Raw genomic sequence first — 14065 nt, 5'->3', positions numbered from 1 at the left:
AAGCAGTTTCTATTCGTCCTTCTTGCCACCAGTAATCTTTCCCAAAACGATCACTGCCAGCATGATCACAAAAATAGCAACAAAAATTCCACCCATTCCCTTTGCCATGATTTCCAGGGCAATTGCCATGTTATTCATAAACCTTCCTCCTTACAGATACTGTGTCACAATACTGATCACCAGGCCGCCTGCAATCACAGAGGCCACCTGTCCGGATACATTGGTTCCGGCTGCCTGCATGAGAATGATATTTCCCGGCTCCTCTTCTGCCGCCAGTCTTTGAACGACACGGGAAGACATGGGGAACGCGGAAATGCCGCAGCCGCCGATCATTGGGTTTACAGGCTTTTTGCCTGCCATTTTAAGGAATACATTAACCAGCTTTGCAAAAAGCACTCCGCCTATGGTATCAAACACAAAAGCAACCAGGCCTAAGGCCATGATCATCAGTGTTGCAGGATTTACAAACTGCTCTGCCTTCATGCTGAAGGAAATCGTAATTCCCAGAAGAAGGGTAATGATATTTGCCAGCTCATTCTGCGCTGCCTGGCTTAAGCTGTTAAGCACGCCACATTCACGCAGCAGATTGCCGAACATCAGAAAGCCGACCAAAGCGACCGACTGAGGAGAAATAAAGCCTACAATAATCGTAACTGCAATCGGAAATGCGATCCGCAGTGTTTTATTGACACTCTTGGGATTGTACTCCATATGGATACAGCGTTCTTTGTGAGTAGTTACGAGCCTGATCGCAAAAGGCTGGATAATAGGAACCAGAGCCATATAGGAATAGGCTGCCACTGCAATCGGTCCCATATAGTTAGAACCAAGCACCTGAGATACAAGGATCGAGGTAGGGCCGTCCGCAGCTCCGATGATACCGATGGATGCAGCGTCTTTAAGATCAAAGCCCAGCAGACAGGCGATCAGGATTGCTGCAAAGATACCAAACTGTGCGGCCGCACCGAACAGAAACAGCACAGGCTGACTGAGCAGGGGCCCAAAATCAATCATAGCTCCGATACCGATAAACAGCAGGATCGGCATAGCCTCCGATGCTTCAATTCCGGTCTCAAAAAGCCACTGGATGATACCCGCTGCCGGAACCTTTCCCTGAACCATCTGGTCGATCACACCGGAATAGGGAAGATTCACCAAAATTGCACCAAATCCCAACGGCAGCAGCAGCGAAGGCTCATATTCCTTTTTGACCGCCAGCCATATGAGCACAATACCCACCACATACATGACCAGCTGCTGCCAGGTGACTGCCAGGATTCCCTCCAAAAGAAAACTCATCGTTTCTCCTCCTTTTGCGCGTGTATAGAAAACCCTCTTTTTTCTCCATACACATCTGCGGTATTTTTGTGCCGTTTCGCACATCGCTCTTATTATAACTGATTATTTTACATTTGTCTGCTAATTTTCTGCAATATTTCTTCCTCTTCAATCGCATCCGGCAGATCTCTTAAAGTAAGCTTTACCTTATCGATCACTCTGTCCTCCACAGATTCGATCTCAAAATACGCCTCCTCCGTCTGAGCGGTCAGCGGAAGCTCTCCCTCTTCAGGAATATGGCCTAACAGCTCCATCAGATAGCCGGAAAGCGTATCGCAGGTGCTGTCCATATGAAGATGGAGTTTTTCCTTCAGGTCAAAAAGAGAAATACTGCCTGCGATCCGATAAACCCGGTGAGGCTCTAACTCCTGTATTTCCGGCTCTTCCTCCTCATATTTTTCATGGATATCTCCCACAATCTCCTCGATCAGATCTTCCAGGGTCACCATACCGGAAACCCCACCATACTCATCCACCAGAATAGCCATCTTTTCCTTTCTGGCCTGCATCTGTTCAAACAGGGCGTCTGTGCGGAGATTTTCCGGCACAAAATACGGCGGCAGCAGGATGGAGCGGATATCCAGTGTTTCAAAGGAGCGTTCTCTCGCCTGAATCACTAAAAGCTTGGTGGACAGGATGCCGATGATATTATCCATATCTCCCTCATAAACCGGAATCTTGGAATGCATAGACTGTAAAATTTCATCCAGATAGGATTCCAACGGTTCTTCAATATCAATCGCCACCATTTCCTGTCTGGGCACCATGACCTCTCTGGCCTTCTTGTCATCAAAAGAAAAAATGGATGTGATCATTTCCTTTTCAATTTCATTAAATACCCCTGTCTCACTTCCTGTTTCCAGAAGGGATTTGATCTCTTCCTCTGATACGTCTGTCTCCAGAGTTTCACTGTGCATCCCCATAAGCTTTAAAATACCGCTGGTGGAAAAGGTGAGCAGATGGATAAAGGGATTCATGAGCCTGGAAATGAAATATACCGGGCCTACGCAGAACAGGCTAAAGCCCTCTGCCTTCTGAAGAGCAATCCTCTTTGGCACAAGCTCACCAAAAACCAGATTAAAATAGGCCAAAAGAATGGTAACAAGCACTCCTGCTGCCGTCTGGCTGTAGGGCACATTCCACTGGCTCATTTTTACTGCCAGTACCTGAGCAATACCGGTAGCCGCAGACGCACTGGAAAAGAAGCCTGCCAGAGTGATCGCGACCTGGATCGTAGAAAGAAAGACCGTAGAGTCCTCCATCAGACGTTCGATCAGAGCAGCGTTTTTATTGCCCTGCTCCGCCAGACGGTGGATTTTGTTTTTGTTGACAGAGACCACAGCCATCTCAGAGCCTGAAAAGAATGCATTGACAAGAGTCAGCACCAGAAGGATCAGAAGCTGTGTGATGATACTGGCCGATTGCGGATCGGATTCCATAATAAAAAATTCCTCCTTTTTGATGGTATAAGGTACATTATACTGAAAAAGGAGGAATTTGTCAGCTAAAAGTTTTATTTACGAAGCGTTAAAACTGTGTTAAAGTAACATCAATGATACATACTTGGAGGTAAAAATGATCACTCATATTTTTCTTGATGTAGATAATACCATTCTGGATTTTAATAAAGCCGAGGCTATAGCATTGGAAAAGACCCTTTCCGCCCTGTCTGTCCCACATTCTCCAGAGGTGATCCGCCGCTACAGCCAGCTCAATCTGGCCCAGTGGAAGCTTTTGGAGCAGGGAAAGCTTACAAGGGAACAGGTAAAGGTGCGCCGCTACCGGCTTCTCTTTGACGAGCTTAAAACGGATGCGTCCCCTGAGGAAGCCGCCCGTATTTATGAAGGCCTTTTAGGACAGGGCCATTACTTTATGGACGGGGCTGTGGAAATGCTTCAGGCGCTTTATGGCTCCTTTCATCTCTATCTGGCAACAAACGGCACAGCATCTGTGCAGAAAAGCAGACTCAAAAGTGCAGAGATCGAACCGTTTTTTGAACAGATCTTCATCTCCGAGGAACTGGGCTGCAACAAGCCGGAAACCTCATTTTTTGAACGCTGCTTTGCAACAATCCCTGATTTTAAAAAAGAGGAGGCTGTCATGGTCGGTGACAGCCTAACCTCTGATATCTTAGGCGGAATCCGTGCAGGGATCCGCACCATATGGTTTAATAAGGACTTAAAAGAATCTTCCGGAGAAATCCGCCCCGATCATACGATCAAAGCTCTTAGCGAGCTACCGGACCTTCTTCGCTCCATGTAAAGAGTAAACGGTCATTCCCCCGTGGAAGGGGCAAACTGGCTATTATAGATTTCTGCATAAAAGCCGTTTTTACGCAGCAGCTCTTTGTGACGGCCCTTTTCCACAATACGGCCATCACGCATGACCAGGATCACATCCGCTTCCCGGATGGTAGAAAGACGGTGGGCCACAATAAAACTGGTTCTTCCCTCCATCATCCGTGAAAATGCCTTCTGTACCCGGATTTCTGTGCGGGTATCAATGGATGAGGTGGCCTCATCCAGGATCAGCATAGACGGTAGGCAGAGCATCACTCTGGCAATGCATAAAAGCTGTTTCTGTCCCTGAGACAGATTCCCTCCATCTTCATTTATGACCGTATCATATCCCTGAGGCATACGCATGATAAAGCTGTGGGCGTGTGCCTCTTTTGCTGCACGGATGATCTCTTCCTCTGAAGCTTCCGGCCTTCCGTAAGCGATATTTTCCCGGATGGTTCCGGCCTTCAGCCAGGTTTCCTGAAGAACCATGCCATAGCTGGCTCTTAAACTCTGTCTCGTTATATCCCGGATATCTCTTCCTTCTACCCGTACGCTTCCTGATTTTACGTCATAAAAACGCATAAGAAGATTGATCACGGTAGTCTTTCCGCAGCCCGTCGGCCCAACGATCGCCACTCTCTGCCCCGGTTTGACGCTCAGGTTCAGATCCTCGATCAAAGGACGCTCCGGCTGATAGGAAAAGCTCACATGCTCCAGAGCTACATTTCCATCCACATCCTTTAAAACAACAGCCTCCGGTCCATCCTCCGGGATGGCTGGTTCATCCATAAGTTCAAAAACCCTGGCAGCAGAGGCCAACGCATTCTGCAGCTCTGTCACTACTCCAGAAATTTCATTAAATGGCTTTGTATACTGATTGGCATAGCTTAAAAAGCTGGTCAGCTGCCCGATGGTTAAAAGCCCACGGATCACTCCCCAGGCTCCGGTAATCCCAACCGCCGCATAGACCATGCTGTTAACAAAACGGGTGGCCGGATTGGTAATGGAAGAAAAGAAGGTGGCCTTAAGGCTGCATCCGGCCAACCGGCTGTTAATCTCCTGAAAACGTTTTTCAGCCTCCTTCTCATATCCAAAGGCCTGAACGACCTTCATATTTCCCAGCATCTCATCTGTGAGTGTTGTGAGTTCACCTCTGGCCTCAGACTGCTGCTTAAACATCACAAAAGTCTTTTTTGCAATAAAGCTGGCTACAAAAAAGGATACTGGCGTCAACACCACCACCGCAGCAGTAATAAATGGCTGGATCGACAGCATAAATAAAAGAGTTCCCAAAATCGTTAAAGCACCGGTAAATAACTGGGTAAAGCCTAACAGCAGGCCTTCTGAAAACTGGTCAATATCTGTAATAATACGGCTGATCATATCTCCCGCCGGATGAGAATCAACGTAACTTAAAGGAAGAACCTCCAGATGATCGAATGCCCGGGTACGTATATCCATGGAAACACGGTAGGTAATGGTATTGTTGATATGGTTCATCAGCCACTGGCTTACTGCTGTCACTGCCATAACGATCAAAATCCGTTTCAGTATCTGGATCAGCTGCTGAAAGTCCACCTGTCCTCTTCCCACGATCTGATCCACAGCCTGTCCCGTAAGGATCGGGATATAGAGAGTTGAAGCCACCGTTGTCACTGCCAGAAAAAGGGACAAAAGCACTGCCGCACGGTAATCTTTTATATAGAGCAGGATCCTTTTCAGGGTCTGTATGCTTTTTGTTTTATCTAATTTTCCCTTACTGCTCATCCCGTTCCACCTCCTCGTTTGAAAGCTGCGACAGACAGATTTCCCGATAAACCTCACAGGAAGAAAGAAGCTCTTTATGGGTTCCCATACCGGCCAGATGCCCGTCATCCAGTACCAGAATACAGTCTGCACTTTGGATAGCCGATACCCTCTGGGATACGATAAATACCGTCATATCCCCCGTTTTTTCCCGGATCGCTCTTCTCAGCCTGGCATCTGTGGCAAAATCAAGGGCTGATGCGCTGTCATCCAGGATCAGGATCCGCGGCCTGCGCACCAGAGCCCTGGCAATGGTCAGACGCTGCCTCTGGCCTCCGGACAGATTTCGGCCTCCCTGATCGATCATAAACTCCAGTCCCTGTCCCTTTTTCTCTGCCACTTCCTTTGCCTGGGCAATTTCTAATGCCTCCCAGATTTCCTCATCCGAGGCATCCGCCTTTCCCCAGCGCATATTGTCTTTAAGGCTCCCCTTAAAAAGCACCGCCTTCTGAGGCACCACTCCGATGATGGAACGTAGCTCTTTCATAGAATAATCCTTCACATCACGGCCATCTACAAGAACCATTCCCTTTCCCACATCATAAAACCGGGGGATCAGATTTACAAGCGTAGATTTGCCGGAACCGGTGCCTCCTATGACTCCCACCGTCTGCCCCTTCATGGCGCAGAATGAAAGATCTGTAAGGACTTCCGACTGAGTCTCCCCATAGGAGAAGCTTACGCGCTTAAATTCCACCATTGGACCGCTTTGTTTTTCTGCCCCGGCAGGATTCAAACCGGAGCCGTCCCTTAGGCTGCTTTCCAGCTCAAATACTCCGTCCACCCGCTTCATGCAGGCCACTGCCTTTGAGATCAGGATAATAAGATTGGCCATTTTAACCAGTTCTGTGAGGATCTGAGACATATAGTTTACAAGCGCAATGACCTGTCCCTGAGTAATGATGCCTGCATCGGTGCGTTCTGCCCCCACCCAGATCACAGCCACAGCAGCCAGATTGACGATCACATAGGTAACGGGATTTAAAAGAGCGGAAATTTTTCCCACAAATACCTGCATCTGCACCAGGCTGCCATTTTCCTTCTCAAACGTTTTCTTTTCACTTTCCTGCCGGTTAAAGGCACGGATCACCCGGATTCCCATGAGATTTTCTCTCGTAGTCATCAGTACCCGGTCCAGCTTTTTTTGTACCGCCTGATACAGGGGCATACTGATAAGCATGATCCCAAATACTACGATACATAAAAGAGGGATCGTCACTGCAAAAACCATGGCCGCCTTCCGGTCTACCGTAAAGGCCATTACCATGGCTCCAAACACTACAAACGGAGACCGCAGAAGCAGGCGCAGAGTCATATTGATGCCGTTCTGTACCTGATTGATATCGCTGGTCATGCGGGTAATCAGGGCAGATGCTCCCACCTGGTCGATTTCTTTATAAGACAGGCCTGAAATATGCGTAAACAGATCATTGCGCAGAGCCGTAGCTGCTCCGGTGGCTGCCTTGGCTGCAAAATACTGCGCGGTGAGGGAGCAGGCCAGGCCGATCACTCCAAGGAGCACCAGAAAGCCTCCCATAAGAGACACATAGCCCGTATCCCTCCCCCCTATTCCAACGTCGATCATACTTGCCACCACCAGAGGCACAAACAGCTCAAAGCTGGCCTCAAGCATCTTAAAAAGAGGCCCCAGGATGCTTTCTGTCCTGTACGCCTTCATATAACTGAGCAATCGTTTCATTGCCGTTTCTCCTTGTTTCTATCGAATTTTTTCCATTCTCCACCGCACAGCCGTACAAAAAACCAGTTCAGCTCTGCCCCCATAAAAAGAATGCACATACAGAAATACAGCCACAAAAGGAGGATCACAATGGCTGCAAGGCTGCCGTACATATACGAATATCCCCGTCCTCCGATCCGGTTAAAGTAAATGGAAAAGCCCAGAGAAAAAACCATCCATGCCAAAGCGGAAAAGAGCGCTCCCGGAATCTGCTTTGCCGCCTTTAAGCGCTTTTCCGGCACAAAGGTATAAATCCCCCAGAAAAAGAAAAACAGAACCAGAAAAAACCACAGGGATCTGAAATCGATCAGCCGGCCAATCACAGCTCCCACAAAGGGAAAATGTGTGTTCAAAAACCCCCGAAGAAGCTGGCCAAACACCAGAAGGATCAGAGAAAGGATGCACACAGCCACAAAAACAATAGTGTAGCCGCAGCAGATCAGCCGGCTGATAATGTACCAGTATTTCTCCTCCTTTCCCCATACGCGGTCCAGCCCTCTTGCCATGCTGAACATCCCCCTTCCGGCCGACCATAACGCCGTCACCGCTGTAAGGGAAACCATCGTAGCCGGAGACTTTAAAGAAAGATCATTTACCATGCGAAACGCCAGAGATTTATAATCCTCCGGCGTAAATGCTACGACCAGTTCCATAAATTCCGCCTGCGAAATGGCCGGTATCATCTGGACCGCAGTAAGAAGCAGCATAATAAAGGGTACGAAGGACAGGAGCACAAAAAAAGAGACCTGAGCCGCATAGACGGTCATCTCATCCTCCTTGTACTTCCGGTAAATTTCTCTTCCGGCAGCAATCCATTTTACCATCCTTCTCTCCCTTCATACAATATCCATTTTTTACCAGGTCTCACGAAATTCCCTTTCTTTCTCCTTTAAAGGAAGATTCTCTGCTTCCATCCCCTCAATTCGTATATAAGGTCCTTCCTGCAGCCCCTGGATCAGACGGCGGATCTCATCCTCTGTTCCCTGAACCTCCATTTCAACCCGGCCGTCCCACAGGTTTTTCACCCAGCCGGTAAGGCCCAGGCGGCGGGCCAGAAGGCAGGCGGTAAAGCGGAATCCCACCTCCTGAACCCGTCCGGAAAAATAAATATGTCTGCGGATCTGTTTCCTCATTATATGGCCCTTTCTCACATCACATTCCGTGGCGTACCCTTTAAATAGAAATCCACATTTTCAAATACAGTCACAGCCCGCTTTACCATGGCTTCCTTCGTAGCAAAGGCAGCATGAGGCGTCACGATCGTATTGGGCGCCGAAAACAGCGGATGATCCGACGGCACCGGAGGTTCCTGTTCAAATACATCTACACCGGCTCCGGCAAGACGCCCCTCCTTTAATGCCTCTGCGAGAGCTTTCGAATCTACGATCGGCCCTCTGGCCGTATTGATCAGTACGGCTGTTTTTTTCATCTTTCCAATCTCTTTGGCCCCGATCATGCCTCGTGTTTTGTCATTTAATGGCACATGGAGGGAAATGATATCACTTTCCTCCAGGAGTCTGTCCATATCCACATAGGTTATACCTGGAAGTTCCTTTACGGTACGGCTGTAAGCCAGCACCCGGCAGCCAAATGCCTTTGCGATCTTTGCTACCCGCAGGCCGATCGCTCCTGTTCCGATGACGCCAAAAGTCTTTCCCTCCAGTTCAAAGCCCACCAGGCCGTCCTTCGTCCCTTCCCTGCGGCAGACGCTGTCGCAGGAGATCAGATTGCGGTACAGGCCGATAAGCAGGCCAAAGACGAGATCCGCCACCGCACAGGTAGAATAGCCGGCGCAATTGCACACCGTTACCCCCTGTTTTTTACAGGCCTCCATGTCAATGTGGTCGACCCCTGTAAATGCCACGGATAAAAGCTTCAGATTTCTGCAGCCCCGGATCACCTCTCCATTTAAAGGCAGATTCGACACCACGATCACATCCGCATCCTGCCCCCTTCGGATCAGCTCCTGCGTATCCGTTGCTCTTGTATCATAATAAATAATCTCTGCCCTTCCTTTTAGGGCCTCCTCTGCCATGGAAAGCAGCCGTTCCTTTTCTACACCCAAAGGTTCTATGATGACCAGTTTCATTTTTCCGTCCTCCTTTTAATTCTTCTATTCTTCTTTTATAAACTGCTCTGCCGTCTTTATAATTTTCTCATACGCCTCATTTACCACCGCAAAAGCATCGTTTACTTCTTCCAAAGCCGCTCCTTTTCCCTCAGGACGCAGATCCTCTGTAAGACGGTCCGCCGCCTCATAAAGCGGAACAAATCCCAGATTCTGCGCCACCCCCTTTAAGGTGTGGACCCCTCGAAAGGCTCCCTCACGATCCCCGGATTTTAACGCCTCCTTTAACTGTCCAAAGCTCTTATCATCGGGAAATTTTAAAAAGAACTTACGGATCAGCAGATCGCTGCGCAGTCTGGAACGCACATCCTCATAATCGGCTCCTATTTGTTCATAGCATTCTTTTATTGTCATAAATACCACCTCTATTACGCCTTTTCATATTTTTACAGCCACTCCTACCGCACCCAGATACTGAGGTTTCTGATCTTTCGACCACAGAGTACGTACCGTCACACGGCACTTATGGAGTACATTATTAAACAGGAGTTCTATTTCATCCTCCCGCTCAGAATCCTCTGGCGTTGTTTCGCGAACCATTTTTACAATTTTCCCAGCCTCTGTACCTGACGAATTTATCCAGGATTCATCTCTTATATCCAGCACATTCGGTTCCATTCCAAAAACCTCTGCCGCATAACCGGACATCTCTGTAATACCTGTCACTGCGCTGTACTCAAAGCTGACTATGGGGATTTTTGAAAGAAAAAACTGTTTTTTCTCCTCCTGGATCTCTATCTGGCCTACATTGTATCCCACCATCCGAAGTTCTTTATTATACAGTTTGCGCTCCACTGTCTCATAGATCTGCCGGTTATGCCTGATGCCTGGAGAATAAACCTGCAGTTCTTCGCGGATCAGCTCCTGCACTTCCTCAAGACACTCCAGAAGCAAGGGATTTATGGCGCCGCACTCTCCGTTTAAAATCATTTCCATGGCTTTTTGATGGGAAAATGCCTTTTTATAGCAGCGCTCGCTGGTAAGGGCGTCATACACATCCGCCAAAGATACGATCTGAGCTGAAATCGGGATCTCGTCTCCCTTTAAACCGTCCGGATACCCTTTTCCGTCATAGCGCTCATGATGCCATCGGCAGATTTCATAGGCAGTCTGGATAAAGGGCTCATCCTTATAAACAGGAAGCTGGGAAAGCATCTGGGCTCCTATCACAGAATGGCTTTTCATGATCTGAAATTCTTCATCTGTAAGACGGCCCGGCTTATTTAAAATTGAATCAGGCACACTGATTTTTCCCACGTCATGCAGCGCTGAGGCTGTGCTGATACGCTCAATATCCTCTCTTGTCAGGCCGTAGCGGTCTGTTTTGGAGCATAACTGACGCAGCAGGATTTCTGTCATTGTATGGATATGAAGAATATGAAGTCCGCTTTCTCCATTTCTGAATTCCACCATATGGCTCAGAATATTGATCATCATATCGTTATTCTTTTCCTTCTCATAAATCTGGTCTGCCACCATGTGGACCAGACGCTTCTGTTTGGCATAAAGCATGAGCGTATTTTCCACCCTCTTTTGAACCACAAGCGCATTAAAGGGGCGGCTGATATAGTCTGTAACTCCCATTTCATACGCACGCTCCACATAAGAGGAAGCGCTTTCTGCAGAAATCATAATCACAGGAATGTCGGAAATCATATGATATTTATTCATCACAGCCAGAACCTCAAATCCGTCCATCAGAGGCATCATGATATCCAACAGGAGCAGGTCAATATTGGTAGTAAGCTTTTTTAAATACGCTACCGCCTCAAGACCATTTTCCGCTTCTAAAATTTCGTATCCCTCTCCCAGCATATCCGCAAGGATCGCCCGGTTCATTTCCGAATCATCTACGATCAGAATTCTCTGTTTTGTTCTTATTTCCGTACTCTTCATCCTTCTTCTCTTTTCTAACCAACTTGTGCAGTGCCCTGCATACCTGATCCAAGTCGATGGGTTTTATAAGATGGGCATCCATTCCTGCACCATGCGTTTTTGCGATATCCTCTGCGAACACATTGGCTGTCATGGCGATAATGGGAACCGTCTCTCCATCCGGCCGTCCTTTACAGGAGCGGATCCTTTTTGCAGCCTCCAGCCCATCCATTTCCGGCATCATAATGTCCATAAGAATGGCGTCAAAGCAGCCTGGCGGATGATTTTCAAACACCTCTGCAGCCTGTTTTCCATTCTCTGCAGCCGTCACATGCGCACCCTCTTCTTCCAAAAGGCATACGGCAATTTCCCTGTTCAATTCATTATCGTCAGCCACCAGGATCTTAAGACCATTCAGAACAGCCCGGCAAGATGTCATTTTCCTTTCCTCATGCACATCTGAAGCTTCTCCCTTTTCAAAGGAAAGCCTGACGGTAAAGCAGCTTCCTTCTCCCTGATGGCTTTCTGCCTCAATTACTCCTCCCAGCTGATCGACCAGTTTTTTGGTAATTGCCATTCCCAGGCCGGTGCCCCGATAGGTAGTTCTGGCCTGTCGATGCTCCTGGGTAAACGCCTCAAATAAATGATCCATATATTCCGGACTCATGCCGATCCCGGTGTCTTCCACTGTAAATACAAAAAGCATGCTGTTTTCATCTTCTGCCTCTTTATGAACGCAAAAGCGAATCCTTCCGCCGTCTTCTGTATACTTAACTGCATTGCTTAAAAGATTTAAAAGGATCCGGCGCAGATGAAGAGGATTTCCCACTGCCCGCTCCCCTCTGGCGTAATCCGTCTCTTTTATAAATTCTATCCTCCTGCCTGTAAGCTGTCCCTCTGTAATGGAAATACAGTCATCCAGGATCTCCTGCAGCTCAAAAGATTCCATGCTGCTTTCTGCTTTTCCGCTTTCCAGCTTTGCCATATCAAGCACATCGTTGATCAGAGCCATCAGATGACCCGCAGCTCCCTGGATTTTATTCAGACAATCCTCCATCCGCTCCGGATTCCCTATACTGCGCCGGGCGATTTCCAGCATTCCCATAATCCCGTTAATCGGCGTACGGATATCGTGGGACATATTAGAGAGGAATTCCGACTTGGCCCTACTGGCGCTTTTGGCCTCCTCCAGGGCTGTCATCAAACGGCTGTGATACTTATACTGTACATAGACCCATACAAGTCCCGCAATGATCGCTGCGATCATAACGCATAAAAGGATCATAAGTCCAGGATACTGGTAGGCCACTCTGGCAATGGAAAAAGGCGGGGTACCGTAATCGGTGTTCCTGCTGATAACCTGATCTACAAAATCAGAATCCATGCTCTTTATACCCTTATTCAGGATCCGGACCAGAATACTGTCAAGATCCTCGGAAATACCAATATTAAAATACTGATAATGCGATGTAAACGATGTCTTATATTTATCCTTTATATCGTCAAACACAGTTTTTTCCACCTGATAGGTATACGCATAGGAAGCATCTGCTCTTCCCGTCTCCATCGCCTTTAAACATTCTGCAAAGGAATCACAGTATACCAGGCAGTCCTTTCCCAGAGTTTCAGGCAGGCTTTCAGGAAAAACAGAATTTCCGATCACAGCGATCTTCTCTTTTTCTCCCTTGGAATCCTTAAATTCAAGCCAGGACATACCTGCACTTACATAGGAATCAGTCAGCTTATAGCCCAGATCCTCTGCCCGCGAAAAGCTGTCATGACAGTCAATGCACAAATCCGGCCTTTTTTCATCTAAAAGAGTTTTATATTCTTCTCTGGTCCTGGATATCAAAATCTGATACCGTATCCCCACCCGCTCTGCAATATCCGCAAAAAGCTCCGGAAGGATTCCTTTTATCTGTCCGTCTTCATAGTAGGAATAGGGAAAGCGGTCCGGATTTACCGCCACCGTAAAAACACTTCCATTTTTTTCCAGCTGATCCAGATATTTCTTTTCATTCTGGCTCAGATGAAGCGATCCATGGAGCTGATCTTCATAATATTGACTGGAAAGCAGCGTTCTCCATCCCGGTTCGTCCTGATCCATAGCCGCGATGGCCTGATCCACCCACTGCAAAAGCTTTGTATCTTCTTTGCGTACCATAACATAAAATGGTTCCCGGGAAAAAATATCCAGCATCCATTCATTCTTAACTGCCCGCAAACTGGTAGTAACTGCTGCATCTACCTCACCGCTTTGAAGTCCGTCATAAAGAGCGGCTGCATCTGGATAATAAACACTTTCATAGGAAAAGCCCTTCATTTCGGCAAATTTTTTAAAATTTTCATTTCTGATGTTTTGACGGATCATTCCTACCCTCATCCCGTCATAGGTAGAATAGTCCTGAGGAATGATCTGTTCATTTCCCGCCTTTATCGTCAGCATGGTGCCGCAGGTACCTACAGGCTGATTTGAAAACACAAAATCCTCTTCCCATTGCCCGCGTTTTACCGCCGATGTCACAAGGTCAACTTCTCCGTTTTTCAGCATTTTCAGGACGCCGCCATTCTCAGCGTTTGCAGTTTTATATTCATAAACTACATTTCCATAACGGCTCAGCTTCTGAAGAAAGTCATAGCCGTAACCGCTGCGCACTCCATCTGCATCCGTCATATGATAGCCTTCCATGGAGAATACTCCCACCCGGATGATCCGTTTTTTCTCCTGACAATAGCCAGGAAACGCCAGGATCAAAGTAAGGAAAACAGCGGTGGCAGCTAAAATTTTCCATTTAACGTTCGTGTGCACGGTCTGTTTCTTCTCTGTTTCCAAAACAGCATCCTCTCCATTTGCAGATTTTTTCTTTTATCTGTCCATTATATCGAAATTTTTTCTTT

12 protein-coding genes are annotated in these 14065 nt (G+C 47.6%); 1 reads left to right on the top strand and 11 read right to left on the bottom strand.

Features of this window, described 5'->3' with window-relative positions; translation table 11 throughout:
* Nucleotides 1–9: 9 nt before the first annotated feature.
* The 3 genes from ACZM6M_RS03425 to ACZM6M_RS03415 all read right to left on the bottom strand — a co-directional run bounded on the left by ACZM6M_RS03425 (nucleotide 10) and on the right by ACZM6M_RS03415 (nucleotide 2777).
* A complete protein-coding gene (locus ACZM6M_RS03425) occupies nucleotides 10–138 on the bottom strand; it encodes an OadG-related small transporter subunit (RefSeq protein WP_278284588.1) in 129 nt (42 codons plus the stop codon).
* Nucleotides 139–150: 12 nt separating this feature from the next.
* Nucleotides 151–1299: a sodium ion-translocating decarboxylase subunit beta gene (locus ACZM6M_RS03420; protein WP_296038328.1), complete on the bottom strand. Its 1149-nt coding sequence runs from the start codon at nucleotides 1297–1299 to the stop codon at nucleotides 151–153.
* A gap of 107 nt (nucleotides 1300–1406) precedes the next feature.
* The gene (locus tag ACZM6M_RS03415; protein ID WP_066549485.1) at nucleotides 1407–2777 is read right to left on the bottom strand and encodes a hemolysin family protein; all 1371 of its coding nucleotides are present in this window, start codon (nucleotides 2775–2777) and stop codon (nucleotides 1407–1409) included.
* A 136-nt stretch (nucleotides 2778–2913) separates the two neighbouring features.
* On the opposite strand from ACZM6M_RS03415, the gene ACZM6M_RS03410 reads away from it, so the two are divergent.
* On the top strand, nucleotides 2914–3600 hold the full coding sequence (locus ACZM6M_RS03410) for a YjjG family noncanonical pyrimidine nucleotidase (protein ID WP_066549487.1): 687 nt from the start codon (nucleotides 2914–2916) through the stop codon (nucleotides 3598–3600).
* 11 nt (nucleotides 3601–3611) lie between these two features.
* Here the strand turns inward: ACZM6M_RS03410 and ACZM6M_RS03405 are convergent, their stop codons facing one another.
* Genes ACZM6M_RS03405 through ACZM6M_RS03370 form a run of 8 tightly spaced genes read right to left on the bottom strand, consistent with a single transcriptional unit; the run spans nucleotide 3612 to nucleotide 14000 of the window.
* Nucleotides 3612–5387: an ABC transporter ATP-binding protein gene (locus tag ACZM6M_RS03405; protein WP_296038332.1), complete on the bottom strand. Its 1776-nt coding sequence runs from the start codon at nucleotides 5385–5387 to the stop codon at nucleotides 3612–3614.
* Nucleotides 5377–7125, bottom strand: coding sequence for an ABC transporter ATP-binding protein (locus ACZM6M_RS03400; RefSeq protein WP_484076422.1), 1749 nt, complete (start codon nucleotides 7123–7125; stop codon nucleotides 5377–5379). The genes ACZM6M_RS03405 and ACZM6M_RS03400 overlap by 11 nt, the downstream gene beginning before the upstream one ends.
* Nucleotides 7122–7988, bottom strand: coding sequence for a YihY/virulence factor BrkB family protein (locus ACZM6M_RS03395; RefSeq protein ID WP_340277144.1), 867 nt, complete (start codon nucleotides 7986–7988; stop codon nucleotides 7122–7124). The genes ACZM6M_RS03400 and ACZM6M_RS03395 overlap by 4 nt, the downstream gene beginning before the upstream one ends.
* Before the next feature lie 30 nt (nucleotides 7989–8018).
* Complete coding sequence (locus tag ACZM6M_RS03390; RefSeq protein ID WP_066549499.1) at nucleotides 8019–8297, bottom strand: acylphosphatase; 279 nt, start codon at nucleotides 8295–8297, stop codon at nucleotides 8019–8021.
* A 14-nt stretch (nucleotides 8298–8311) separates the two neighbouring features.
* Complete coding sequence (locus ACZM6M_RS03385) at nucleotides 8312–9253, bottom strand: 2-hydroxyacid dehydrogenase (protein ID WP_337934203.1); 942 nt, start codon at nucleotides 9251–9253, stop codon at nucleotides 8312–8314.
* Between the two features lie 24 nt (nucleotides 9254–9277).
* A complete protein-coding gene (locus tag ACZM6M_RS03380) occupies nucleotides 9278–9646 on the bottom strand; it encodes an Hpt domain-containing protein (protein WP_417046018.1) in 369 nt (122 codons plus the stop codon).
* 24 nt (nucleotides 9647–9670) lie between these two features.
* Entirely contained in the window at nucleotides 9671–11188 is a 1518-nt protein-coding gene (locus ACZM6M_RS03375) for an HD-GYP domain-containing protein (RefSeq protein WP_337934201.1), read from the bottom strand.
* Nucleotides 11139–14000, bottom strand: a complete 2862-nt coding sequence (locus ACZM6M_RS03370) for an ATP-binding protein (RefSeq protein WP_337934200.1) — start codon at nucleotides 13998–14000, stop codon at nucleotides 11139–11141. The genes ACZM6M_RS03375 and ACZM6M_RS03370 overlap by 50 nt, the downstream gene beginning before the upstream one ends.
* Between the last annotated feature and the right edge of the window lie 65 nt (nucleotides 14001–14065).

This window comes from Enterocloster sp. (assembly GCF_057861365.1).
The sequence above is the reverse complement of the archived record's forward strand: the minus strand, read 5'-3'. Positions and strand labels throughout refer to the sequence as shown.

Coding starts and splice junctions, on each gene's coding strand:
- ACZM6M_RS03425 (WP_278284588.1), bottom strand. CDS start 138: ATGAATAACATGGCAATTGCCCTGGAAATCATGGCAAAGGGAATGGGT.
- ACZM6M_RS03420 (WP_296038328.1), bottom strand. CDS start 1,299: ATGAGTTTTCTTTTGGAGGGAATCCTGGCAGTCACCTGGCAGCAGCTG.
- ACZM6M_RS03415 (WP_066549485.1), bottom strand. CDS start 2,777: ATGGAATCCGATCCGCAATCGGCCAGTATCATCACACAGCTTCTGATC.
- ACZM6M_RS03410 (WP_066549487.1), top strand. CDS start 2,914: ATGATCACTCATATTTTTCTTGATGTAGATAATACCATTCTGGATTTT.
- ACZM6M_RS03405 (WP_296038332.1), bottom strand. CDS start 5,387: ATGAGCAGTAAGGGAAAATTAGATAAAACAAAAAGCATACAGACCCTG.
- ACZM6M_RS03400 (WP_484076422.1), bottom strand. CDS start 7,125: ATGAAACGATTGCTCAGTTATATGAAGGCGTACAGGACAGAAAGCATC.
- ACZM6M_RS03395 (WP_340277144.1), bottom strand. CDS start 7,988: ATGGTAAAATGGATTGCTGCCGGAAGAGAAATTTACCGGAAGTACAAG.
- ACZM6M_RS03390 (WP_066549499.1), bottom strand. CDS start 8,297: ATGAGGAAACAGATCCGCAGACATATTTATTTTTCCGGACGGGTTCAG.
- ACZM6M_RS03385 (WP_337934203.1), bottom strand. CDS start 9,253: ATGAAACTGGTCATCATAGAACCTTTGGGTGTAGAAAAGGAACGGCTG.
- ACZM6M_RS03380 (WP_417046018.1), bottom strand. CDS start 9,646: ATGACAATAAAAGAATGCTATGAACAAATAGGAGCCGATTATGAGGAT.
- ACZM6M_RS03375 (WP_337934201.1), bottom strand. CDS start 11,188: ATGAAGAGTACGGAAATAAGAACAAAACAGAGAATTCTGATCGTAGAT.